Annotated in this window: 17 protein-coding genes, 3 tRNA genes, 3 rRNA genes and 1 other annotated feature; of the genes, 4 read left to right on the top strand and 19 right to left on the bottom strand. The window is 40.5% G+C overall.

Annotated elements, in window-relative coordinates; all coding sequences use genetic code 11:
- Positions 1 to 104: 104 nt before the first annotated feature.
- From RGU12_RS23720 to guaB, 6 genes are all read right to left on the bottom strand, one after another.
- Positions 105 to 197: transfer RNA gene (locus RGU12_RS23720), tRNA-Ser, on the bottom strand.
- Positions 198 to 302: 105 nt separating this feature from the next.
- A complete protein-coding gene (gene serS / locus RGU12_RS23715; protein ID WP_309538253.1) occupies positions 303 to 1,586 on the bottom strand; it encodes a serine--tRNA ligase in 1,284 nt (427 codons plus the stop codon).
- A 137-nt stretch (positions 1,587 to 1,723) separates the two neighbouring features.
- Positions 1,724 to 1,941, bottom strand: a binding site (T-box leader).
- A 40-nt stretch (positions 1,942 to 1,981) separates the two neighbouring features.
- Positions 1,982 to 2,572, bottom strand: a complete 591-nt coding sequence (gene pdxT / locus RGU12_RS23710) for a pyridoxal 5'-phosphate synthase glutaminase subunit PdxT (protein WP_309538252.1) — start codon at positions 2,570 to 2,572, stop codon at positions 1,982 to 1,984.
- An 18-nt stretch (positions 2,573 to 2,590) separates the two neighbouring features.
- On the bottom strand, positions 2,591 to 3,475 hold the full coding sequence (gene pdxS, locus RGU12_RS23705) for a pyridoxal 5'-phosphate synthase lyase subunit PdxS (protein WP_309538251.1): 885 nt from the start codon (positions 3,473 to 3,475) through the stop codon (positions 2,591 to 2,593).
- A gap of 219 nt (positions 3,476 to 3,694) precedes the next feature.
- Positions 3,695 to 5,044 carry a D-alanyl-D-alanine carboxypeptidase family protein gene (locus RGU12_RS23700; protein ID WP_309538250.1) on the bottom strand — a complete coding sequence of 450 codons (1,350 nt, stop codon included), beginning with the start codon at positions 5,042 to 5,044 and terminating at the stop codon, positions 3,695 to 3,697.
- A gap of 136 nt (positions 5,045 to 5,180) precedes the next feature.
- Entirely contained in the window at positions 5,181 to 6,647 is a 1,467-nt protein-coding gene (gene guaB, locus RGU12_RS23695; protein ID WP_309538249.1) for an IMP dehydrogenase, read from the bottom strand.
- Positions 6,648 to 6,807: 160 nt separating this feature from the next.
- On the opposite strand from guaB, the gene RGU12_RS23690 reads away from it, so the two are divergent.
- On the top strand, positions 6,808 to 7,800 hold the full coding sequence (locus RGU12_RS23690) for a YaaC family protein (RefSeq protein ID WP_309538248.1): 993 nt from the start codon (positions 6,808 to 6,810) through the stop codon (positions 7,798 to 7,800).
- Between the two features lie 293 nt (positions 7,801 to 8,093).
- Here RGU12_RS23690 and rrf read toward each other — a convergent pair.
- From rrf to dnaA, 13 genes are all read right to left on the bottom strand, one after another.
- Positions 8,094 to 8,209, bottom strand: a 5S ribosomal RNA gene (rrf, locus tag RGU12_RS23685).
- A gap of 54 nt (positions 8,210 to 8,263) precedes the next feature.
- Positions 8,264 to 11,195: ribosomal RNA gene (locus RGU12_RS23680) — 23S ribosomal RNA — on the bottom strand.
- 228 nt (positions 11,196 to 11,423) lie between these two features.
- A tRNA-Ala gene (locus RGU12_RS23675) sits at positions 11,424 to 11,499 on the bottom strand.
- An 18-nt stretch (positions 11,500 to 11,517) separates the two neighbouring features.
- Positions 11,518 to 11,594, bottom strand: a tRNA-Ile gene (locus RGU12_RS23670).
- 96 nt (positions 11,595 to 11,690) lie between these two features.
- A 16S ribosomal RNA gene (locus tag RGU12_RS23665) occupies positions 11,691 to 13,242 on the bottom strand.
- The 16S, 23S and 5S rRNA genes sit together here with 2 tRNA genes alongside, the layout of an rRNA operon.
- A 272-nt stretch (positions 13,243 to 13,514) precedes the next feature.
- Positions 13,515 to 14,582, bottom strand: coding sequence for an HD-GYP domain-containing protein (locus tag RGU12_RS23660; RefSeq protein WP_309538247.1), 1,068 nt, complete (start codon positions 14,580 to 14,582; stop codon positions 13,515 to 13,517).
- A gap of 92 nt (positions 14,583 to 14,674) precedes the next feature.
- Entirely contained in the window at positions 14,675 to 17,197 is a 2,523-nt protein-coding gene (gene gyrA, locus RGU12_RS23655; RefSeq protein ID WP_309538246.1) for a DNA gyrase subunit A, read from the bottom strand.
- 233 nt (positions 17,198 to 17,430) lie between these two features.
- On the bottom strand, positions 17,431 to 19,353 hold the full coding sequence (gene gyrB, locus RGU12_RS23650; RefSeq protein ID WP_309538321.1) for a DNA topoisomerase (ATP-hydrolyzing) subunit B: 1,923 nt from the start codon (positions 19,351 to 19,353) through the stop codon (positions 17,431 to 17,433).
- 66 nt (positions 19,354 to 19,419) lie between these two features.
- Positions 19,420 to 19,671: an extracellular matrix regulator RemB gene (gene remB / locus RGU12_RS23645; protein ID WP_396232420.1), complete on the bottom strand. Its 252-nt coding sequence runs from the start codon at positions 19,669 to 19,671 to the stop codon at positions 19,420 to 19,422.
- A gap of 23 nt (positions 19,672 to 19,694) precedes the next feature.
- Entirely contained in the window at positions 19,695 to 20,813 is a 1,119-nt protein-coding gene (recF, locus tag RGU12_RS23640) for a DNA replication/repair protein RecF (RefSeq protein ID WP_309538245.1), read from the bottom strand.
- Positions 20,814 to 20,855: 42 nt separating this feature from the next.
- Positions 20,856 to 21,074, bottom strand: a complete 219-nt coding sequence (rlbA, locus tag RGU12_RS23635; protein ID WP_309538244.1) for a ribosome maturation protein RlbA — start codon at positions 21,072 to 21,074, stop codon at positions 20,856 to 20,858.
- A 155-nt stretch (positions 21,075 to 21,229) separates the two neighbouring features.
- On the bottom strand, positions 21,230 to 22,366 hold the full coding sequence (gene dnaN, locus RGU12_RS23630; RefSeq protein ID WP_116354445.1) for a DNA polymerase III subunit beta: 1,137 nt from the start codon (positions 22,364 to 22,366) through the stop codon (positions 21,230 to 21,232).
- Between the two features lie 244 nt (positions 22,367 to 22,610).
- Complete coding sequence (gene dnaA / locus RGU12_RS23625) at positions 22,611 to 23,957, bottom strand: chromosomal replication initiator protein DnaA (RefSeq protein WP_309538243.1); 1,347 nt, start codon at positions 23,955 to 23,957, stop codon at positions 22,611 to 22,613.
- A gap of 556 nt (positions 23,958 to 24,513) precedes the next feature.
- Between dnaA and RGU12_RS23620 the strand changes: the two genes are divergently transcribed.
- The 3 genes from RGU12_RS23620 (at position 24,514) to rnpA (ending at position 25,567) form a co-directional block, all read left to right on the top strand.
- Complete coding sequence (locus RGU12_RS23620; RefSeq protein ID WP_309538242.1) at positions 24,514 to 24,792, top strand: hypothetical protein; 279 nt, start codon at positions 24,514 to 24,516, stop codon at positions 24,790 to 24,792.
- 231 nt (positions 24,793 to 25,023) lie between these two features.
- Positions 25,024 to 25,158, top strand: a complete 135-nt coding sequence (rpmH, locus tag RGU12_RS23615; RefSeq protein WP_057997955.1) for a 50S ribosomal protein L34 — start codon at positions 25,024 to 25,026, stop codon at positions 25,156 to 25,158.
- A gap of 61 nt (positions 25,159 to 25,219) precedes the next feature.
- Entirely contained in the window at positions 25,220 to 25,567 is a 348-nt protein-coding gene (rnpA, locus tag RGU12_RS23610) for a ribonuclease P protein component (RefSeq protein ID WP_309538241.1), read from the top strand.
- Positions 25,568 to 25,696: the final 129 nt, after the last annotated feature.

Here is a 25,696-nt window from a genome sequence, read left to right as displayed (position 1 = left end):
CTTTTTTGAATATACTTATTTATATAAAAAGCAAAAAACTCGTTACCATGATAGTAACGAGTTCATCTCCAATACTTTATGCGCTAGTATTATTTTCAATAATATGGCGGAGGAAGAGGGATTCGAACCCCCGCGGGCTTTAACACCCCTGTCGGTTTTCAAGACCGATCCCTTCAGCCGGACTTGGGTATTCCTCCGTATCGACAAAAATTAATATACCATAGTTCAAAAGTGGATGTCAACATTATTTAATAAATTTTTTATAGGCCAGGATAAAAGAAAATCCTGGCCATTTCGTTTTCTTACTTTTTCGGACCGATTACTTCCTTATTCCCCATATATGGACGTAATACTTCAGGAATGATGACTGTACCGTCTTCCTGTTGGTAATTTTCTAAGATCGCAGCTACAGTTCGACCAATTGCAAGTCCAGAACCATTTAATGTGTGAACATGTTCTGGCTTAGAATCTCTGTCGCGACGGAAGCGTATATTTGCACGTCTTGCTTGGAAAGCTTCAAAGTTACTACAAGAAGAAATTTCACGGTACGTTTCATAGCTTGGAATCCAAACTTCAATGTCATACTTCTTTGCAGCCGTGAATCCTAGATCAGCACTACACATGCTTAAAACACGATATGGAAGACCGAGTAGTTGAAGTACTTTTTCAGCATTTGCTGTTAGGCTTTCAAGTTCTGCGTAAGAGTCTTCTGGTTTAACAAACTTCACCAATTCCACTTTATTAAATTGATGTTGGCGGATCAAGCCTCTTGTATCTCTTCCTGCGGAACCCGCTTCAGAGCGGAAACACGCACTAAATGCTGCATACTTAATAGGTAGTTCTGCCCCACTCAAGATTTCATCACGGTGAAGATTCGTAACCGGAACCTCTGCAGTTGGAATTAAGAAATAGTCTTCACTTTCAATGAGGAATGCATCCTCTTCAAACTTTGGAAGCTGGCCTGTTCCAGTCATACTTGCACGGTTCACTAAATATGGAGGGATGACTTCCTCATACCCATGCTCCTCCACATGAAGGTCTAACATAAAGTTAAATAATGCCCTTTCTAGTCTAGCTCCAAGCCCCTTATAAAACACAAAACGGCTTCCAGTAACCTTTCCTGCACGTTCGAAATCTAAAATCTGAAGTTGATCAGCAACTTCCCAGTGTGGTTTTGGTTCAAAACCAAATTCAGGGAGTTCACCCCACTTGCGAATTTCAACGTTGTCATCTTCAGATTCACCAATAGGCACACTTTCATGAGGAATGTTTGGTATAGATAACATGAGATGTTCTAATTGTTCCTCGACACCCCTTAATTCCGTATCCAATTCCTTGATTTGATCTCCTACCTCACGCATTTCCAAAATAAGAGCGTCAGCATCCTTTTTCTCTTTTTTTAAAGCTGCAATTTGGCCAGAGACCTCATTCCTACGGCTCTTTAGCTCTTCAGTTTTCGTAATAAGCCCACGGCGTGTCTGGTCCAATTCTTCAAAACGCCCAAGGTCCGTTAAATCCTCACCACGATATTGAAGTCTTTCCTTTACCTCATTAAAATGGCTTCGTAAATATTTAATATCTAACATCACTAAAACCTCCTAAAATCTATGTAGTAAATACCGTAAAAATGAAACCCTCCCAGTGACTGTCTTGAATCAAGCCAACGAAGAAACTCGCTGCTTATCGACAGCTAAACGGCAAATAAAAAACTCCCGCCCCTAAAAAAAGGGACGAGAGTTAACCCGCGTTACCACCCTAGTTGAGGATACAAGTATCCCCCTCTTGAAAAAGATAACGGATTTACCGAAAATACCTACTAGAAAACTTACGGTTCAGTATTTCACTCAAGGATGGATTCACAAGCCTTTTTCGTCGGTTCACACCAGCCACCGACTCTCTTAAGAAAAAAAACAAGTTACTATTTCCTATCATAGATTTTTCATTTAATTATTTATCTTAAGTTTTACCATGTTTTGATTGTTTATACAAGGTTTTTCGCTTTTGATTCTTCGACCATTTTTACAAAATATGCAGTAAAACGATGATCATCTGTTAATTCTGGATGGAAAGAACAGCCTAAAAATTGCCCTTCGCGCGCTGCCACAATTCTACCATCATGTTTTGCAAGGACCTCAACATTTTCTCCCGCTTCTACAATATGTGGTGCACGAATAAACACACCTACAAAATCCTCAGCGATCCCAGGTATCATTAACTCTGCTTCGAAGCTCTCACGTTGACGGCCAAATGAATTTCGTTCAACCGCTACATCCATCAGCCCAAGATGAGGCTCTTTATAATCAACTAGCTTCTTTGCTAGAAGGATTAACCCTGCACACGTACCAAACATCGGTTTTCCTTGTGCTGCAAATGTACGAAGTGGTTCCATAAAATGATATTTATCAATTAAACGGCGCATTGTAGTGCTTTCCCCACCAGGGATAATCAATCCATCAATTTCTTCAAGCTGTTCTACTTTTTTTACAATCACTGCTTCTGCTCCAGAGGCTTCTACTGAACGAACATGTTCCCTTACAGCCCCCTGCAGCCCTAAAACACCAATTTTAACCACGACTGAACACCTTCTATCTTACCAGCCTCGTTCTTGCATGCGTTGGTCTGGTAATAATGATGAAATTTCAATACCCTTCATAGCATTTCCTAAACCTTTTGATAGATGGGCAATTAATTCGTAATCTTGATAATGTGTAGTTGCTTCAACAATTGCACGAGCAAATTTTGCAGGATTGTCTGATTTAAAAATACCAGAACCTACAAACACACCGTCAGCACCGAGTTGCATCATTAATGCAGCATCTGCTGGAGTTGCAACACCACCTGCTGCAAAGTTAACAACTGGTAAGCGTCCTTCTTGTTTGATTTGAAGTAATAATTCAAATGGCGCCCCTAAGTTTTTCGCTTCTGTCATCAATTCATCTTCGCTCATACCGACAACCTTACGAATTTGAGCATTTACTTTTCTCATATGACGTACTGCTTCTACGATATTTCCTGTTCCAGGCTCACCCTTTGTACGAAGCATGGATGCACCTTCAGCAATACGTCGAGTTGCTTCACCTAAATCACGGCATCCACATACAAATGGAACAGTGAAATCACGTTTATTTAAATGGAACTCCTCATCTGCTGGAGTTAATACTTCACTCTCATCAATATAGTCAACACCCATAGCCTCTAATACTCTTGCTTCTACGATATGACCAATACGAGCTTTTGCCATAACAGGAATAGTAACAGCATTCATTACTTGCTCAACTATTGTTGGGTCTGCCATTCTAGCTACTCCACCTGCTGCACGAATATCAGCTGGAACACGCTCTAATGCCATTACTGCCACAGCACCCGCTTCCTCAGCTATTCTAGCTTGCTCTGCATTCACAACGTCCATAATGACGCCGCCTTTTTGCATTTCAGCCATTCCTCGTTTTACTCGATCTGTACCTGTATTTGCCACTACGATTCCCCCTATTAGATGTTAATTTAGCTTATTATTTATAGGCTTTATCATATCATATTTTGATAGATAATATATAAATGCCCATTAAAAAAATCTTAAGATTATTCTAACGCAATTTTTCTATATTTCCTAGTAATTGTATCAAAATAGTACACAGTGGATAATATTGAAAAAACCTCCCTCTATAAATAGAAGGAGGATGTTACCAATTAAAGCTTAAAACCAGCCTTTTACGGTATTCGCTACACTTGACCAAATATCACCAAAGAAGCCGCCGATTCCTCTCATCATGAGAACAAACCAATTTGTCTTCTCAACGCCTTTATCTGTTACAAGTGCAACCTGTAATTTATCACCGCCGCCTGGTGTGATATATCCTAAATCATCGCCATCATAGGAAACTGCCATATGGCCGACCTTTGTTCCCTCTTTAAATGGTGCTGTTAACTCTTTGTCTTTTGAAACAACCTTTTTATCAAACACATACTTTGCTTTAAATGCTGACTTATCTACACCCTTTGGAACAATAATTCTCACAGGTGCTTCAGTTGAAATTTCTACTTCTTTTTCTTTTCCTTTAACAACCTTTAGATCTTTATTACCCTTTAATTGGTAGCCTTCAGGGTAAACTTCAATTTGCTCAAAATTATTAAAACCGTAATCTAACAATTTACTTGTTTCTCTGAAGCGTTCAGGTTCACTAGTAGCACCCATTACTACAGAAATTAATCTTTTCCCATTTCGTTCAGCTGTTCCAGTGAAACAATAACCAGCTGCAGGCGTAGTACCTGTTTTTAACCCATCCATTCCTTCATAATAAAATTGAGCAAGGTATGGAGAAACACTTGGATCATGCTTTAACATCCAGTTCCAGTTATCAAGTTTTTCACCATAGAAATCAAGTTGTGGGATACTCGAAATATCCAAAACATGAGGATAATCCCGAATTAATGAATAGGCTAATAAAGCTACAGATCTTGCAGAAAGCATATTATCTCCATCTGGACTTGTTCCTTCAGGATAATTGTCACCTAACATAGAATTCGATAGCCCTGTACTATTTACAAACTCATAGTCAGGAAGACCTAATTCTTCTGCTTTTTTATTCATTAACTTTACAAATTCGCCTTCAGAACCAGCTAGTAATTCTGCTAATGTAATCGTTGTTGCATTATCAGAGTAAATCGCCATTGCTTTATAAAGCTCTTCAACCGTATAATCGTGATTTAATCGTAAGCCAACACCTGAGAAGTTATTATTCGCAGATATATCATAGGCATATTGACTAATTTGAGTCGTCTGATCCCATGAAAGTCTACCTTCATCAATAGCCTCCAATACTAAGTACTCGGTCATCATTTTAACCATACTTGCAATTGGTGCTGCTTGATCGGCATTTTTTTCATATAGGATCTTACCTGTAGTTGCATCTATCAATATTGCATTTTTTACATTTATATCAAGAGCAGGAGCCGCCTTTGCCGGAGGTACTTGCCCCACAATTAGCGATAGCAAAAAGACTGCTATAAAACTTAAAATCAATCTTTTTTGTGTTTGTTTTTTCACGTTTTAAACCTCCACTTTCGTATTACACACAAAAATCATTTTAACACATCAGCACCAAAAAAAATAGACAGAGTACATGACTCTATCTACCTTAATATAAAAATCCTACCAATGGATTATATTGTCGGAATTTAGCTTATAATGTTGAATAGTTTGGTGCTTCTTTTGTAATTTGAACATCATGTGGATGACTCTCACGTAATCCTGCACCTGTCATTTTAATAAATTGAGCATTCTCTCTTAGCTCTTCAAGATTCTTTGTACCACAGTACCCCATACCTGAACGAATACCACCAATTAACTGATAGATTGTATCTGTAAGTGGTCCTTTGTATGGAAGACGTCCTTCAATACCTTCAGGAACAAATTTCTTTGCATCCTCCTGGAAGTAACGATCTTTACTTCCTTTTTCCATTGCAGCAACAGAACCCATACCGCGATATACCTTAAAACGACGACCCTGGAAGATTTCTGTTTCACCTGGGCTTTCGGATACACCTGCAAGTAAGCTACCAAGCATAACTACGTGTCCTCCTGCAGCTAATGCCTTTACAATGTCACCAGAGAATTTAATACCACCATCCGCAATAATCGAGACACCATGTTTTCTTGCTTCTGTCGCACAATCATAAATAGCTGTAATCTGTGGAACACCAACACCTGCAACAACACGTGTTGTACAAATTGAACCAGGCCCAATACCAACCTTTACAACACTAGCACCAGCTTCAATTAGAGCTCGAGTTGCTTCAGCAGTTGCCACATTACCAGCAATTATATTTAAGTCTGGATACTGATTTCGAATTTTTCTTACTGTTTCAAGAACACCTGCTGAGTGACCATGTGCTGTATCAACAACAATTGCATCAACTCCAGATTCTACAAGCTTCGCAACACGTGGCGCCGTATCTTTTGATACACCAACAGCTGCTCCTACCAATAAACGTCCCTGTGCATCCTTTGCAGAATTAGGAAACTCAATTACTTTTTCAATATCCTTAATCGTAATAAGTCCTTTTAATACACCACTCTCATCAACAAGTGGAAGTTTTTCAATTTTATACTTTTGTAAAATCTTTTCCGCCTGTTCTAAAGTCGTACCAACAGGGGCAGTCACGAGATTTTCTTTTGTCATGACATCAGAAATCAGAATGGAATAATCTTGAATAAAACGAAGGTCACGATTGGTAATAATACCAACTAAGATTTGTTCTTGTGGGTTATTTACAATTGGGACACCAGAGATACGATATTTCCCCATTAAATGCTCTGCATCAAATACTTGATGACTTGGAGTTAGGAAAAATGGATCGGTGATTACGCCACTTTCTGAACGTTTCACTTTATCAACCTGTTCGGCTTGTTGCTCAATAGACATATTCTTATGAATGATACCTAATCCGCCTTGACGCGCCATGGCAATTGCCATTTCGTGCTCTGTAACAGTATCCATACCTGCACTAATAATCGGGATATTTAATTTAAGTGTCTCTGTTAACTGAACCCCAAGATTTACATCTTTAGGTAATACTTCTGACTTTGCAGGTAATAATAATACATCATCAAATGTTAATCCTTCTTTAGCAAACTTCGTTTCCCACATGTAATAAATCCCCCTTCGATTGAAAAATATTATTAGTAGATTATCAACTGGGTAAACTACTGTCAAGAAAGGAATGATAAGTTTAATTATTCTGAGTTTTTTATTATTTACTTACCCTTAGTCTTGCACTTTCTTTTGCTTGTTATTGGAGGTTTCGAATTTGTTGGATTATCGTTTTATTTGGCAATCATTTAATGCACTACATGCTGCAAATACTACTCAACATGTACTTCAAAAATGCTATGAAAAAGCTGCTGTCCCCGATGCTGAGAAAAAAAGTTATGAAAACAGCTATCCCTTTATATATTATTTGGAGCATGGTCAAAATTACTATCAACTTTCTCAAAATGCTCCACTATCCATTAAGCCCGTTCTTCTTTTTTACGGCATGGTACAGTTGTTGAAGGCTTGTCTGCTTACCGTTGATCCTCAGTATCCAGAATCAACCTCTGTACTAGCTCACGGAGTCTCAACTAGAAAACGAAAAAAGCAAAGCTATGAGTTTTTCCATGATGAAGTGAAGGTCCAAAAAAACGGATTGTTTTCACATTTTTCTGAACGTATGTTTCATGTGAAACAGATGGAAGGCGAAAAGTTCACAATGGAACAGCTATTTAAAAGAATTCCTGAATTACAAAATTTGTTTAGTTTACATTTTCAACAACATTGCTATTTTGAAACACCCGTAATCGATGGAAAAATGCTTGTCATTCCGACAGATGCATTAGATAGTTATCACATGACATCGCGGAGATTCCTGGATTTCATTGCACACACATTACCCTTTTCAACTTCTCAAAGTAATGAAGAAACAAATCGAGAAAATCGTAATCCTATTTCATTAAAGATAAATACAACAAACTTTCCTTTGCCACTGGCAAGCTCTCCACTTTTATATCATTTATACGAAAATAACTATTATTTGCCAAAGGAGCGTGAACTATTAACGTTCTTCCCAGAAATCATGACGCATTATTTATTACTGTACAATCTAAGTATGATATCAAGATATGAAACAGAGTGGTGGAGCGAATTGCTTCATTCATATTCTAGTAATGATTATCCGTTTATTAGACAGTTTCTAGCAGTATCAGCAGACAAAGTACCTTTTCTACTTTATCTTTTTTTAAAGGAGAAAATTGATGGGGTTTGAAGGCTTAGTATGTATATTGCAGTTGTAATCCAGAGAAGACCCTAGGTTTTTAACAAATGAATTAACTGGGATAGATATGTGGTATACCGTTTATACCTTTGTTGTTTTTCGGTTAGGCGATTCACAGCTTATAGAGTCTAGGGTTTTCCATTTATCGTTTTTCAATTTGATAATAGCTCGATAATAATACTTCATTATGCTTTTTATTAACTCAACACTAAAAAGGTTCACGATTCCCGAATGATTTATTTAAGCACAAAAAAAGACCAACCATATTGGCTAATCTTGTGTGTGCCTAGCGACGTCCTACTCTCACAGGGACAAAGTCCCAACTACCATCGGCGCTGAAGAGCTTAACTTCCGTGTTCGGTATGGGAACGGGTGTGACCTCTTCGCTATCGCCACTAGACTATTTGAAGGATTCATTCCTTCAAAACTAGATAACGCTCCTACATTCATCAGTTTGGTTAAGTCCTCGATCGATTAGTATCAGTCAGCTGCACATGTCACCATGCTTCCACCTCTGACCTATCAACCTCGTCATCTTCGAGGGATCTTACTAGTTTAACACTATGGGAAATCTCATCTTGAGGGGGGCTTCATGCTTAGATGCTTTCAGCACTTATCCCTTCCACACATAGCTACCCAGCTATGCCCTTGGCAGGACAACTGGTACACCAGCGGTGTGTCCATCCCGGTCCTCTCGTACTAAGGACAGCTCCTCTCAAATTTCCTACGCCCACGACGGATAGGGACCGAACTGTCTCACGACGTTCTGAACCCAGCTCGCGTACCGCTTTAATGGGCGAACAGCCCAACCCTTGGGACCGACTACAGCCCCAGGATGCGATGAGCCGACATCGAGGTGCCAAACCTCCCCGTCGATGTGGACTCTTGGGGGAGATAAGCCTGTTATCCCCGGGGTAGCTTTTATCCGTTGAGCGATGGCCCTTCCATGCGGAACCACCGGATCACTAAGCCCGACTTTCGTCCCTGCTCGACTTGTAGGTCTCGCAGTCAAGCTCCCTTGTGCCTTTACACTCTACGAATGATTTCCAACCATTCTGAGGGAACCTTTGGGCGCCTCCGTTACTTTTTAGGAGGCGACCGCCCCAGTCAAACTGCCCACCTGACACTGTCTCCAAGGCCGATAAGGCCTTCGGGTTAGAATTTCAATACAGCCAGGGTAGTATCCCACCGACGCCTCCACCGAAGCTGGCGCTCCGGCTTCCAAGGCTCCTACCTATCCTGTACAAGCTGTACCAAAATTCAATATCAGGTTGCAGTAAAGCTCCACGGGGTCTTTCCGTCCTGTCGCGGGTAACCTGCATCTTCACAGGTACTATAATTTCACCGAGTCTCTCGTTGAGACAGTGCCCAGATCGTTACACCTTTCGTGCGGGTCAGAACTTACCTGACAAGGAATTTCGCTACCTTAGGACCGTTATAGTTACGGCCGCCGTTTACTGGGGCTTCGATTCAGAGCTTCGCTTGCGCTAACCCCTCCTCTTAACCTTCCAGCACCGGGCAGGTGTCAGCCCCTATACTTCGCCTTGCGGCTTCGCAGAGACCTGTGTTTTTGCTAAACAGTCGCCTGGGCCTATTCACTGCGGCTTTTCAGGGCTATTCACCCTAAAAAGCACCCCTTCTCCCGAAGTTACGGGGTCATTTTGCCGAGTTCCTTAACGAGAGTTCTCTCGATCACCTTAGGATTCTCTCCTCGCCTACCTGTGTCGGTTTGCGGTACGGGCACCTTCTACCTCGCTAGAAGCTTTTCTTGGCAGTGTGGAATCAGGAACTTCGGTACTATATTTCCCTCGCCATCACAGCTCAACCTTACGGTAAGCGGATTTGCCTACTTACCAGTCTAACTGCTTGGACGCGCATATCCAACAGCGCGCTTACCCTATCCTCCTGCGTCCCTCCATTGCTCAAACGGTAATGAGGTGGTACAGGAATTTCAACCTGTTGTCCATCGCCTACGCTTTTCAGCCTCGGCTTAGGTCCCGACTAACCCTGAGCGGACGAGCCTTCCTCAGGAAACCTTAGGCATTCGGTGGAGGGGATTCTCACCCCTCTTTCGCTACTCATACCGGCATTCTCACTTCTAAGCGCTCCACCAGTCCTCTCGGTCTGACTTCGCTGCACTTAGAACGCTCTCCTACCATTGTTCGTAAGAACAATCCACAGCTTCGGTGATACGTTTAGCCCCGGTACATTTTCGGCGCAGAGTCACTCGACCAGTGAGCTATTACGCACTCTTTAAATGGTGGCTGCTTCTAAGCCAACATCCTGGTTGTCTAAGCAACTCCACATCCTTTTCCACTTAACGTATACTTTGGGACCTTAGCTGGTGGTCTGGGCTGTTTCCCTCTTGACTACGGATCTTATCACTCGCAGTCTGACTCCCGAGAATCAAGTCTTTGGCATTCGGAGTTTGACTGAATTCGGTAACCCGATGAGGGCCCCTAGTCCAATCAGTGCTCTACCTCCAAGACTCTATACTCGAGGCTAGCCCTAAAGCTATTTCGGAGAGAACCAGCTATCTCCAAGTTCGATTGGAATTTCTCCGCTACCCACACCTCATCCCCGCACTTTTCAACGTGCGTGGGTTCGGGCCTCCATTCAGTGTTACCTGAACTTCACCCTGGACATGGGTAGATCACCTGGTTTCGGGTCTACGACCACGTACTATATCGCCCTATTCAGACTCGCTTTCGCTGCGGCTCCGTCTCTTCAACTTAACCTTGCACGGGATCGTAACTCGCCGGTTCATTCTACAAAAGGCACGCCATCACACATAAATGTGCTTTGACTACTTGTAGGCACACGGTTTCAGGTTCTATTTCACTCCCCTCCCGGGGTGCTTTTCACCTTTCCCTCACGGTACTGGTTCACTATCGGTCACTAGGGAGTATTTAGCCTTGGGAGATGGTCCTCCCAGCTTCCGACGGGATTTCACGTGTCCCGCCGTACTCAGGATCCACTCAAGAGAGAACGAAGTTTCGACTACAGGGTTGTTACCTTCTCTGACGGACCTTTCCAGGTCGCTTCGTCTACTTCGCTCTTTTGTAACTCCGTATAGAGTGTCCTACAACCCCAAGAGGCAAGCCTCTTGGTTTGGGCTATCTTCCGTTTCGCTCGCCGCTACTCAGGAAATCGCGTTTGCTTTCTCTTCCTCCGGGTACTAAGATGTTTCAGTTCCCCGGGTCTACCTTCTCTTACCCTATGTATTCAGGTAAGGATACTGCCCCATTACGAGCAGTGGGTTTCCCCATTCGGAAATCTTCGGATCAATGCTTACTTACAGCTCCCCGAAGCATATCGGTGTTAGTACCGTCCTTCATCGGCTCCTAGTGCCAAGGCATCCACCGTGCGCCCTTCATAACTTAACCTATTCGGCTTTGATAAGCGTCGAATCTCTTTGTCACCTCATTCGTCATCATCCTTACGTACGTTAAAGTACGCTCCGGTGATTCCTCAATCGGTTCCTCGACCTTCTCGCTTCTCATTCACCTTTAAGTTTTAAAGAACTTTACTTCAATGAATGTTTTGTTACGTTATCTAGTTTTCAAGGAACGAAAAAACTGATTTCAATCAATGATGATTTTGTCAGTAAAATTTGGTGGAGCCTAGCGGGATCGAACCGCTGACCTCCTGCGTGCAAAGCAGGCGCTCTCCCAGCTGAGCTAAGGCCCCGTAAGATATTTAATTGAATGGTGGGCCTAAATGGACTCGAACCATCGACCTCACGCTTATCAGGCGTGCGCTCTAACCAGCTGAGCTATAGGCCCATTCAAATATTTATTTCGAGAACAATTAGTTCTCTCAAAACTAAACATAATACAAAACGTCTTATTATGAAGTTCGTAGAACTTCAGTTTCCTTAGAAAGGAGGTGATCCAGCCGCACCTTCCGATACGGCTACCTTGTTACGACTTCACCCCAATCATCTGTCCCACCTTAGGCGGCTGGCTCCTTACGGTTACCCCACCGACTTCGGGTGTTACAAACTCTCGTGGTGTGACGGGCGGTGTGTACAAGGCCCGGGAACGTATTCACCGCGGCATGCTGATCCGCGATTACTAGCGATTCCGGCTTCATGCAGGCGAGTTGCAGCCTGCAATCCGAACTGAGAATGGTTTTATGGGATTGGCTTAACCTCGCGGTTTTGCTGCCCTTTGTACCATCCATTGTAGCACGTGTGTAGCCCAGGTCATAAGGGGCATGATGATTTGACGTCATCCCCACCTTCCTCCGGTTTGTCACCGGCAGTCACCTTAGAGTGCCCAACTAAATGCTGGCAACTAAGATCAAGGGTTGCGCTCGTTGCGGGACTTAACCCAACATCTCACGACACGAGCTGACGACAACCATGCACCACCTGTCACTCTGTCCCCCGAAGGGGAAAGTCCTATCTCTAGGAGTGTCAGAGGATGTCAAGACCTGGTAAGGTTCTTCGCGTTGCTTCGAATTAAACCACATGCTCCACCGCTTGTGCGGGCCCCCGTCAATTCCTTTGAGTTTCAGTCTTGCGACCGTACTCCCCAGGCGGAGTGCTTAATGCGTTTGCTGCAGCACTAAAGGGCGGAAACCCTCTAACACTTAGCACTCATCGTTTACGGCGTGGACTACCAGGGTATCTAATCCTGTTCGCTCCCCACGCTTTCGCGCCTCAGCGTCAGTTACAGACCAGAGAGCCGCCTTCGCCACTGGTGTTCCTCCACATCTCTACGCATTTCACCGCTACACGTGGAATTCCGCTCTCCTCTTCTGCACTCAAGTCCCCCAGTTTCCAATGACCCTCCACGGTTGAGCCGTGGGCTTTCACATCAGACTTAAAGGACCGCCTGCGCGCGCTTTACGCCCAATAATTCCGGATAACGCTTGCCACCTACGTATTACCGCGGCTGCTGGCACGTAGTTAGCCGTGGCTTTCTGGTTAGGTACCGTCAAGGTACCGCCCTATTCGAACGATACTTGTTCTTCCCTAACAACAGAGCTTTACGATCCGAAGACCTTCTTCGCTCACGCGGCGTTGCTCCGTCAGACTTTCGTCCATTGCGGAAGATTCCCTACTGCTGCCTCCCGTAGGAGTCTGGGCCGTGTCTCAGTCCCAGTGTGGCCGATCACCCTCTCAGGTCGGCTACGCATCGTCGCCTTGGTGAGCCGTTACCTCACCAACTAGCTAATGCGCCGCGGGCCCATCTGTAAGTGATAGCTAAAAGCCATCTTTTAATACGAGACCATGTGGTCTCATATGTTATCCGGTATTAGCTCCGGTTTCCCGAAGTTATCCCAGTCTTACAGGCAGGTTGCCCACGTGTTACTCACCCGTCCGCCGCTAATCTTTGGGAGCAAGCTCCCTCAGATTCGCTCGACTTGCATGTATTAGGCACGCCGCCAGCGTTCATCCTGAGCCAGGATCAAACTCTCCAATAAGAGTATTGATTGCTCAATAAGTTTGTTACTTAGAATTAACGTTGACGCTTGTATTATGTTTAGTTTTCAAAGAACTTCATTATCGCTCTCAAGCGACTTTATTAATATATCATATTATCATTAATAAAGTCAATTACTTTTTTAAAATAATATTTCTTGCGGATACAACTTTAAAAGTATAAACGGAAATAAACTTATTATCAAGTATTTCAGTAATAAATATTATTTAACTTTACTTCTTACAAAAAAATAAAACCTCCTATTGGAGGTAATTAAATGATCTCTTCTATGAAGATTTCACGGTAGTTTTTTAAATCTAAAAACTCACTTTCGCTAACCTTTAGTAATGGCCTTGTTGGTTGAGATTTATCAATAAATACAATCTCTCCAGATTGCCCATTTGATAGTTTTATTTTTGTTCCAATTGAAATGTTTCCAACTCCATTTGTTAGCGCCTCAACAACTTTCATGTCAAATTTCCCAAACGTTTCCCTTCTGATTTCCTCGAGGGCTTTGAACGGGGATTGGCGGTTGCTGTAGGGTCTTTCTAGGGTTATCGCCGAGTACACATCAGCTACTGCTACTATTTTACTGAATGGATGTAGCTTTTCCCCGGTAACCCCTAGCACATAGCCGGTTCCATCAATTCGTTCGTGATGCTGGAAAACTGCTAATTTTACGCTATCTTTTACAAGTGGTATCTTTTCAATCATGCGATAGCTGTATAAAGGGTGCTTTTTTACTTCATTGTATTCAGCTAATGTTAATGATGAATTCTTTAAAAGAATTTTAGGATCTATTTTTGACATTCCACAGTCACTAAGTAGTCCCGCTATCGCTAGATGATTGCAATCAGCATCGCTATATTTTAGCTTTTTCCCTAAATATCCTGAAAGCAAACCTAGCATGAGGGAGTGATGGTAGATATAGTCTTCTCGATTTGTATATCTATGTAGGGAGAAAAGTTCTTTAGGTTGTTCCTGTATTCTTTTAAATAATGGGAGAATTATTTGGCGAACTTTTGAAATCTCAACAAGTGCACCAGCCTGCCAACTTTGGAATATTTGCTTGTATTCCTTTACCGATTTAAGATAACTCTCCACAATAGAACTTTCTTTTTCCGTAACATCAATTTCTACTACTTGGTCAGTTGGGGTAAAAGGCTCTCCATTGATTAAAAAGGATTCAACCTGTACATCTTTTACTAAAAAAGCCTCAAGCACATGGATATGTTCGGAAGCTAAAACAGTTTTTTTAGGAATGATTGGTTTATTTGTTAAGGAAAAAATGTCATTTGACAGAATACATCCTTCTTGTAGTTGGCTTATTCTTACACGCATATTATTCCGCCCTCGTCTCTCATTCGAATACTAGAATCATTTTACCAAAAAAAGAGAAATACTGCACTGCAGCATTTCTCTTTTTAGACAATTTATTCGATTTCGTCTTCGGTTTCTGATTGTTGTTCTTCAGTAGCTGTTTCTTCTACAGTTCCCTCATTTTCAACATCGTGCTCTTCTTCTTCCTCTTCCTTTTCAACGACTGCAACTGTTGCTACATGTCCATTTTCATCTAAACGGATGAGCTTAACCCCTTGAGTTGTACGGCCAATTTGCGAGATATCGCTGATTGACATTCTAATTAGAACACCATCAGCAGTAATAAGCATGAGGTCACTTTCCTCTGTTACAGCCTTAACAGCAATAACCTTTCCATTCTTTTCGGTGATATTGACTGTTTTTAGTCCCTTACCACCACGGCTTTGGATCCGGTATTCACTTGCCGGGGTACGTTTTCCATAGCCATGTTCAGTGACAATGAGGACATCTAGATTGTCTTCTAATATTTCCATTCCTACTACTTCGTCACCTTCGGATAGGTTAATTCCTTTAACCCCCGCAGCAGTACGACCCATGGATCTTACATCAGATTCTGGGAAGCGAATGAGCATACCATCTTTCGTTCCAATGATAATATCCTTTGAGCCATCTGTAAGACGTACAGATATAAGTTCGTCACCTTCATGAAGTCCAACCGCGATTAAACCACCTTTACGAATATTGGCAAAGGATGAAAGTGGAGTTCGTTTTGAAATACCTTTTCTTGTTGTAAAGAATAAGAACCAATCATCGACAAGCTCGGATACTGGAATAATTGCATTGATCCATTCTTCTTTATCAATTTCGAGTAGGTTGATGATCGGAATTCCTTTTGCTGTTCTACTAAATTCAGGAATTTCATACCCTTTTAGACGGTAAACTTTTCCTTTATTTGTGAAGAATAGGATTGTATCATGGGTTGATGTTGATAAAAGTTGTTCAACAAAGTCATCTTCATTTGTGCCCATTCCTTGAATTCCTCGACCGCCACGTTTTTGGCTGCGGTATGTTGATACTGGAAGACGTTTGATATACCCTTTGTTAGTGAGAGTTATAATAATATTCTCTCTTGGGATTAAGTCTTCGTCTTCAATCATTTCATATCCGCCTGCAAGAATTTCTGTGCGTCTTGTATCGTTAAAACGCTCTTTAATCTCTAGAAGTTCTTCACGGATGATTTCGAGTACCTTTTCTTCGTCAGCAAGAATTGCTTTTAATTCTGCAATTAATGCAACTAGCTCTTGGTATTCTGCCTCAATCTTGTCGCGTTCTAAACCTGTTAAACGCTGCAAGCGCATATCTAAAATCGCTTGAGCTTGTTTTTCAGATAGATTAAATCTTGTCATTAAGCCTTCGCGAGCAATATCTGTAGTTTGAGAGCCACGAATTAACGTGATAATTTCATCAATATGATCTAACGCAATACGTAAACCTTCTAAAATATGTGCTCTTGCTTCAGCTTTTCGAAGTTCAAATGCTGTTCTACGTTTAATGACTACGACTTGATGGTCTAAGTAATACTGTAAGCATTGCTTTAAGTTTAGAACCCGTGGATGACCATTCACAAGAGCAAGCATATTGATTCCAAACGTTGTTTGCAATGCAGTATGTTTATATAAATTATTCAAAAGAACATTTGCATTGGCATCTCTTCTTACTTCCATCACGATTCTCATACCGTTACGGTCTGATTCATCACGAAGATCCGTTATACCATCAATTTTTTTATCACGAACTAATTCTGCAATCTTTTCAATTAATTTCGCTTTGTTCACTTGGTATGGAAGTTCAGTTACGAGAATAACTTCCTTTCCATTTTTCATCTGTTCAATTTCAACTTTTGCGCGTAGGGTAATCGAGCCTTTTCCAGTTTCATAGGCTTTTCGAATCCCACTTCTACCAAGAATATGACCGGCAGTTGGGAAGTCTGGACCAGGTATAATATCCATCAATTCAGCAATTGTTATCTCAGGATCTTTACTAACCGCCAAGACTCCATCAATAACTTCACCTAATTGATGTGGTGGGACATTCGTTGCCATACCTACGGCAATACCCGCTGCTCCGTTTACTAGAAGGTTAGGGAATCGGGCAGGGAGAACGGCTGGTTCTCTTTCAGAACCATCGTAGTTATCCTGGTAGTCAATGGTGTCCTTGTTGATATCACGCAAAAGCTCCATTGAAATTTTAGACATACGTGCTTCCGTATAACGCATCGCAGCGGCTGCGTCACCATCGACAGAACCGAAGTTACCATGGCCGTCAATTAGCATATAGCGGTAGTTAAAGTCCTGGGCCATACGAACCATCGTATCGTAAACAGCAGAGTCCCCGTGTGGGTGATATTTACCAATTACTTCACCAACGATACGAGCTGACTTTTTATAAGCTTTATCAGCTGTCATACCTAAGTCGTTCATCGCATATAAAATCCGGCGGTGTACCGGCTTTAGGCCATCACGAACATCCGGTAGGGCACGTGACACAATAACACTCATCGCGTAGTCCAAAAATGATGTTTTCATCTCTTGGCTTATATTAATCTCATGAATATGCGAATTTTGATTTTCAGACATAAAAAGAAACCTCCCTTATCAGGGGTATAAAATAAATCGGATTCTTATTTTAACCCATTCCATATATGTAACCAAAACACAGGATAGTTACGAAAAGCACAAGGTGCACAGCTTTCGGTGAGATAAGACAAGCACCGAGAGAAGGTGTATTTTACCTTCTGAAGTGATTGTCTTATGATCAGAGAGCAGATGGCACCTGAAGCTAGACATCAGAACTATCCTGCATAAAATCATTAAACGTCTAAGTTTTTCACGTATTGTGCATTTTCTTCAATAAAATTACGTCTTGGCTCAACCTTGTCACCCATAAGCATTTCAAAAGTTTCATCCGCTTCAATTGCATCCTGAAGGGTAACCTGTAGCATCGTACGGTTGTTTGGGTCCATGGTCGTTTCCCAAAGTTGCTCAGGATTCATTTCTCCAAGACCCTTGTAGCGTTGAATACCTGGCTTTGGATTGCTTGGCATTTCTGCTAAATACTTTTCAAGTTCTCGGTCATCATACGCATATTCAACACGTTTACCTTGTTGGATTTTGTATAATGGCGGTTGTGCAATATAGACAAATCCATGTTCAATAATCTGACGCATAAAGCGATAGAAGAATGTCAATAATAAAGTCCGGATATGCGCACCATCAACATCGGCATCAGTCATAATGACAACCTTGTGATAACGTGCTTTTGAAATATCAAAGTCTTCTCCAATACCTGTTCCTAGTGCTGTGATCATAGAACGCACTTCATTATTTGATAAAATGCGGTCGAGTCTTGCCTTTTCGACGTTAAGAATTTTTCCTCGAAGTGGCAGAATTGCTTGGAAGTGACGGTCACGACCTTGCTTTGCTGATCCACCCGCTGAATCACCCTCAACGATGTAAAGCTCACTAATGGAAGGGTCCTTCGATGAGCAATCAGCCAGTTTTCCAGGTAGGCTTGAAACCTCTAATGCACTTTTTCTTCTTGTTAATTCACGTGCCTTTTTCGCAGCCATACGAGCTCTTGCTGCCATTGTTCCTTTATCGACAATTTTTCGAGCGACAGATGGATTTTCTAATAAAAAGGCTTCAAACTTCTCAGAAAACACAGATTCAGTAATCGTTCTTGCTTCACTGTTTCCAAGCTTTGTTTTAGTTTGTCCTTCAAATTGTGGGTCTGGATGCTTAACAGAAATAATCGCAGTTAGTCCTTCACGAACATCATCACCTGTTAAATTCGTATCATTTTCTTTGAAAATATTATTTTTGCGTGCATAATCATTGATAATTCGAGTTAACGCTGTTTTAAACCCTGATTCATGCGTTCCACCTTCATAGGTGTGGATGTTGTTTGCGAATGAATAGATATTACTTGTATAGCTATCGTTATATTGAAGGGCAATCTCTACTGCGATTCCTTCCTTTTCACCTTCAACAAACACTGGCTCTTCATGAATGACTTCTTTTGTACGGTTAAGGTGTTCAACGTACGATTTGATTCCACCTTCGTAATGGTATTCCCTACGCTTGTTTTCTTCACGTTTATCTTCAATTGTGATTTTAACGCCTCTTGTTAAGAAGGCAAGTTCACGAAGACGGGTCGCTAGTGTGTCAAAGTCATACTCTAGTGTTTCAGTAAAGATTTCACCATCTGGTTTAAAATGTGTTGTTGTACCTGTATGATCTGTTTCGCCGATTACCTTTAATTCAGAAACGACATGACCACGTTCAAAAGCAATATAATGGATTTTACCATCTCGGTGTACATATACTTCTAGTTTAGTGGATAGGGCGTTAACAACAGACGCACCAACTCCGTGTAAACCACCAGAAACTTTGTAACCGCCACCGTCAAACTTTCCTCCGGCATGAAGGACAGTCATAATAACTTCGACAGCTGGACGACCCATTTTTTCTTGAATTCCGACTGGTATACCACGGCCATTGTCTTTTACGGTAATACTATTATCTTCTTCGATGATGACATTAATCTCATCGCAATAACCTGCTAATGCTTCGTCAATACTATTATCGACAATTTCCCATACTAAATGGTGCAATCCTTTCCCAGATGTTGAACCAATATACATACCTGGGCGTTTTCTTACCGCTTCTAAGCCTTCTAAAACCTGAATTTGACTCTCATCATATTCTTGTTGTTGCAATTCTTTTTCTTCCATTGCCACCAATATCACCTACACTTTATTTTAACGAAAAAAGATCGAGTTTCGAGTCGCTCTTTATCCTTATATCTCTTCTAAAATGGTTTCAAAATCAGATACTTGCTGTGAACGTTTTTTCAATGTACTAGAGGACAAAGGTGAAAAATATACGTTATCTACCGTTACCACGACTGATTTTGTATTCCCATTAGACAATTCTACCACTCTGTCTTTTTGTACATCTAAAAATTCATTAACGATAGAGGAGGATTTTAAAAGCTGTCGATCTAATATCGTAATGACATCTGATGAACGAACCATAACATTATCTCCCAAATGTATGAACAAACCTCATCACCTCATTTTAACTTTGTTATAACTCCTGCAGACACAGCATAAGTAGCTGCTTGCTTCAGTGTATCATGAGTGATTCCCTCTACGCTTGTTGTTGTGACAAAGGTTTGCACTTTGCCTTGAATTGTATTTAATAAATGGGACTGTCTAAAATCATCCAACTCCGAAAGGACATCGTCTAATAGTAGAATTGGATATTCCCCAATTTCTGCTTGAATTAATTCTATCTCTGCTAACTTTAATGATAGGGCTGTCGTACGTTGCTGTCCTTGGGATCCAAAGGTTTGAACATCCTTTCCATTCACAAAAAATGCAAGGTCATCCCGATGTGGCCCCGCTAATGTAACGCCTCTTTCAATTTCCCTCTCTCTTATTTTAGCAAATTTTTCGTCGTATACATCTACCATTTTCGACAAATCAGCGGTTTCTAATACCTCAATAGACGGTTTATATTCAATTTGAAGCGTTTCGAGCCCTCTACTGATTCCATGATGGATGGGTTCAGCCCATTTCTGTAATAATACGAGAAATTCAAATCGTTTTTTGACAATTTTTGCTGCTGCTTGAATTAATTGTGAGGTTAATACATCATGCATCGTTTGATCGTGTTGCTTTTTAGTCTGAAGCTGTTTTAAATAGTGGTTTCGCTGGTGGAGAATTTTTTGATACTGGCTTAGGTCGTGTAAATAAACAGCTGACACTTGACCAATTTCCATATCAATAAACCGTCTTCTCACCTGTGGACTTCCCTTGACAAGATTTAAATCTTCTGGGGCAAACATGACCACATTCATATTTCCAACATATTGGCTCAGCTTTTGCTGCTCCAAATGATTACTTTTTGCTTTTTTACCCTTTTTAGAAATAACAAGCTGCAAGGATAGAGGACCGTTCCTTTTTTGAACCCTACCTTCTATTTTAGCATATTCTTCATCCCAGCGAATCAATTCTTTATCATTTGAGGTACGATGTGATTTCGCCATCGCTAAAACATAGATGGATTCCATCACATTTGTTTTGCCCTGTGCATTTTCACCTAGAATGACATTGACCTTATTTTCGAATTCGATGGACAATTTTTCATAGTTACGATAATTCGTTAGTTCTATTTCTTCAATGAACAATGGATTCACCCTTTGCGCTAAGCGCCAGGGAAATCTCCCGGGCTAAGCTTTTGATATGACAAATGTTCCAAAGCCAGGGATGTCAACCACATCCTGATCAACTAGCTTTTTTCCGCGGCGATTCTCTAGCTCTTCATTTACGTAGACTTCATGTTCACTAAGAAACCACTTTGCCATACCACCCGATTGGATGACTTCCGCAAGCTTTAAAAACTGTCCTAATGTGATAAAGTCTGTCGAAATTTCTATTTCTTTTGCCATTTAATTCGCCTTCTTTCTTTTATTTTACTAAAGAAACCACAACTAGAAAAGAAAACTACTAGGTTTTTACGGCCTAGTAGTTCCTTTTTAGGCCCACACGAGGTGGGGCACAAAGACGTTGCCACAGGACGTGGCATTCTTAGTCTTTAATCAATTTAATAAGTACGCACTGGGAGAATTAAGTGAAAGACTGTATCGTCATCAAGTGCTTTTATATAGAACGGTCTCATTGCACCGGTAAAGCTAATTCGAATTTCAGAGCTTTCTATTGCTTTTAATGCATCCATCATATATTTTGCACTAAAAGAGATCTTTAATTCTTCACCGTCAATTGATTTAGTTTGTATTTCCTCATTTACCTTTCCAATTTCAGGGGATGTGGACGAAATTTCGACAACTCCTTCAGGTAAAGTCGTAAATTTTACAACATTGTTATTTGCTTCTCTTGCAAGCAGAGAAGCTCGATCGATTGATTGTAAAAATTCCTTTGTTGCTAAAACAATCTCCGTTTTACTTTCAGTAGGAATCAATCTAGATGTATCTGGATAGCTGCCATCTAATAAACGAGAGAAGAATAACAAATGCTTTGTTTTAAATAGTATTTGGTTTTCAGTTATGACGATATCCACCAAATCTGTTGTATCATCTAAGATTTTACTTAATTCATTTAAGCTCTTTCCTGGGATCACAGCACTATAAGATCCATCATTCTCTGTTTCAATCGTTGCCGTTCTCATTGCAAGTCGGTGACTATCTGTTGCGATACATTGTAGTGTATTGTTTTCAACCTTCCAGTTTACACCGGTTAAAATAGGTCGTGTTTCAGATGTTGATACAGCAAAAACTGTTTGACGAATCATATTTTTTAGTAGATCTGCTGGAATGCTAAATCCATGATTACCTTCAATTTGTGGTAAATGTGGATATTCATCAGCATCTAGACCATTTAAATTAAATTCAGCTTTACCTGAACGGATAATCGTGAGTAGGTTGGAATGAACTTCAATTTCAACAGTATCCTTAGGAAGCTTTTTAACAATCTCACTAAAGAAACGTGCTTGTAAAACAATGCTTCCTGTTTCTTTAACTTCAACAATTTCATCTCCAGCTTCTTCAGTAGGAATAAAGGATTCGATTGAAACATCAGAATCGCTACCTGTAAGAGTTACGCCTTCAGTTGTTGTGACAATTTTTATCCCCGTTAAAATTGGAATAGTTGTTCTTGAAGATACAGCTTTCATTACATCTTGAACACTTCGAACAAGATAGTCTCTTTGAATGATAAATTTCATCAAAAATCCTCCTAAGATGGTTCTATTTTTGATTTCATGCGAATACATTTGTTAGTTATATATTTATATTTTTTTTAAAAGAAAAGATCGTAGAAGTACTAGTAGGCCCTGTGAATATGTGGATAACTAGAATAAAGCAAATCAAAACAGCCTATCCACATGTGGACAGACTGTGCGCAACAACAAAGAAGTTATTCACAGTATTCACGTTACAAGTACTTGTCCAAAATAAAAGATAATTTCCTTAGCCCTTTAATTGGGTGATGATTTCATCTATTTGTTTTTGTAATTGTGTGTCTGTTTTTAATAGGTTTGTGATTTTCTCATGGGCATGAATAACCGTTGTATGGTCACGTCCTCCAAATTCCTCTCCAATTTTAGGCAGTGAGGAATCTGTCATTTCTCTTGATAGATACATCGCAATTTGACGAGGGAAGGCAATCGATTTTGTACGTTTTTTTGCCTTAAAATCCTCAAGCTTTATATTATAGTGCTGTCCAACGACCTTTTGAATTTCAAAAATGGTGATCACTTTTGGTCTTGAACTTGGAATGATATCTTTTAAAGCTTCTGCAGCAAGATCCGCATTTATGTCTTTATTAATTAAAGAAGAGTAGGCAACGATGCGAATAAGCGCACCCTCAAGCTCACGAATATTCGTGTTGATTTGGTTCGCAATATAAAGCATAACCTCATTTGGAATGTCGAGTCCCTCTGCCTTTGCCTTTTTGCGTAAAATGGCAATCCTCGTTTCAAGATCTGGAGGGGTAATATCGGTAATTAATCCCCATTCGAAACGGGAGCGAAGCCTATCCTCTAATGTTGGAATCTCCTTCGGCGGTCTGTCACTCGAAATGACGATTTGCTTACTTTCTTCATGCAAGGTATTAAATGTATGGAAAAATTCTTCCTGAGTAGATTCTTTTCCTGCCAGAAATTGAATATCATCTATAAGTAAGATGTCGACATTTCGGTATTTATTTCGAAATTCAACAGCTTTGTTATCCCGAATGGAGTTAATGAATTCATTTGTAAATTTTTCTGATGAGAGATAGACCACTTTCGCATTTGGATTATGCTCCTGGACATAATGGCCAATTGAATGCATTAAATGGGTTTTACCCAATCCAACTCCACCATATAGAAAGAGTGGGTTATAGGCTTTCGCTGGTGCTTCTGCAACGGCTAAGGATGCAGCATGTGCGAAGCGATTACCAGATCCAATTACAAATGTGTCGAATGTATATTTTTGATTTAGCATGTTTTGAGAGTGTTCAGCTGGTTCATCTTGTTTCGTAGCTTTTTTCTCAGGTGTTTTCAATTCGAATTCTTCATCTAGTTGATTTTGAGGAATAATAAATTTGATTCCGAGTTCTGCACCGGTTAAATCGTAAATTGTTTCAGCGATTAGATGCAGATATCTAGATTCTAGCCAATCTCTAGCAAACTCATTAGGAGCTGTAATAATAAGTGTATCTTTTTGTAGGGCATGGGCCTTTGTTGATTTCAGCCATGTTTCAAAGCTAGGTTTGCTTAACTTTTTCTCGATCTCCTGGAGTGCTTTTGCCCATAAATCTGCAATATTCTCCAACAATATCCCTCCTTTTTTTTCTAAATATGATTTATTAATGTATAAAAATAAGTATTTATGCAAATTTTTATTTGTGAATGAATAGGATTTTATAATTATACATTTAGTAAAATGTGAATAACTATATAATATAGTAGGAAAACATCTTTTCGACATAATCCACTGGTTGTGGACAAGTCTCTATTCACAATGTTGAAAAATCTATCCACACGATATCCACATTCTGTGGATAAATAAAAATTGTTGATAACTTATTACGAGTGAAAACAAAACTATAATATCAGATAATGACTAGATAATCAATGGTTTTTGAAAACTTATCCACATAATCTATACCTTGTGGAAAATAATTATCCACAACACAAGATGATGTGTAAAACTTGTCGATAATTGTTGTGGATTAAAAAAACTGTCGAAAAAAGTTGTCCACAACCAAGAAAAGCGGAAGCGACTCGCCCAGAAACGAGGAAATTGGCCGACTTAGATCGCCACGTCCTGTGGCTAAGTCGGCACTAGCACTTCCTGTGCGTCGAAGGCTCCGACAAAGAGGCGCTTTTTGCCTCTGCCGGAAGAGATGAAATTTCTTGAGTTTCTAGCCGCTGGAGTTGGACAACATAGAAAAGCGGAAACGCCTCGCTCAGAAATGAGAAAATTGGAAGCTCCGACAAAGAGGCGTTCTTTGCCTCTGCCGGAGGAGGCGAAGTTTCCCGAATTTCTAGGCGTTGAAGCTGGACAACATAGAAAAGCGCAAACGCCTTTCTCAAAAATGAGAAATCTGGAGGGATCCGACAAAGAGATGTTCTTTGCCTGTTTCGGAGGAGGTAAAGTTACCTGAATTTCTAGGCGTTGAATCTGAACAACCAAGAAAAGTGGAAGAGGGAATTTTAGGTTTGAGTAAATTTAAGGGGACTGTTACCGATCTCAATGCCCTTTTTCTATGAAGGAAATTTTATATCCAAAATATAGTACTTCAAATAAGGTTGACATCTTTTATTGATTTTCACTATAATTAGTAAGACTGTCTGATGTGTAAATTGAGAGTTAATTCCTCAGGGAGGTGTCATATATGAAAAGAACATATCAACCAAGCAAACGTAAACACAGTAAAGTTCACGGATTCCGTAGTCGTATGAGCTCTAAAAACGGACGTAAAGTTCTTGCTCGTCGTCGTCAAAAAGGAAGAAAAGTATTATCAGCATAGGCCACTGAAAGCTCAGTGGTCTTTTTTTCTAAAAGGACATGCCGTACGGGAGTTGTAAAAAATGAAAAAAGAATACCGTATAAAAAAGAATCAAGATTTTCAAACGGTGTTTAAATCAGGGAAATCTTCAGCCAACCGGCAATTTATTGTCTACGTCTATCATAGAGAAGAGTTAGAGCATTTCCGCATTGGCTTATCCGTCAGTAAAAAAATTGGAAACGCTGTTACTAGAAATCGCATTAAACGATTGATTCGTCAATTCTTTCATGAGCACAAAGAACAGGTTCAAATTAAGGATTATGTGATCATTGCCAGGAAGCCTGTTGCTGAGATGAACTATGAAGAAGTAAAGAAAAGCTTACTTCATGTACTTAAGGTGGCAAAAGTGTTAAAAAAAGTCCAAAAATAGGCGACTTTTTTCAAAGGAAAGAAAGAAATTTGACTATAAAGATGGTAGAATACAAGGGTACATATTGATTTTTATTCGAATGAATATGTTTCATAATATATATTTACCTTTAGGATATTTAGAACTAGG

It is taken from the genome of Ferdinandcohnia sp. QZ13 (genome assembly GCF_031324165.1).
Classification (GTDB): Bacteria; Bacillota; Bacilli; order Bacillales; family Bacillaceae_L; genus Ferdinandcohnia.
The sequence above is the reverse complement of the archived record's forward strand: the minus strand, read 5'-3'. Positions and strand labels throughout refer to the sequence as shown.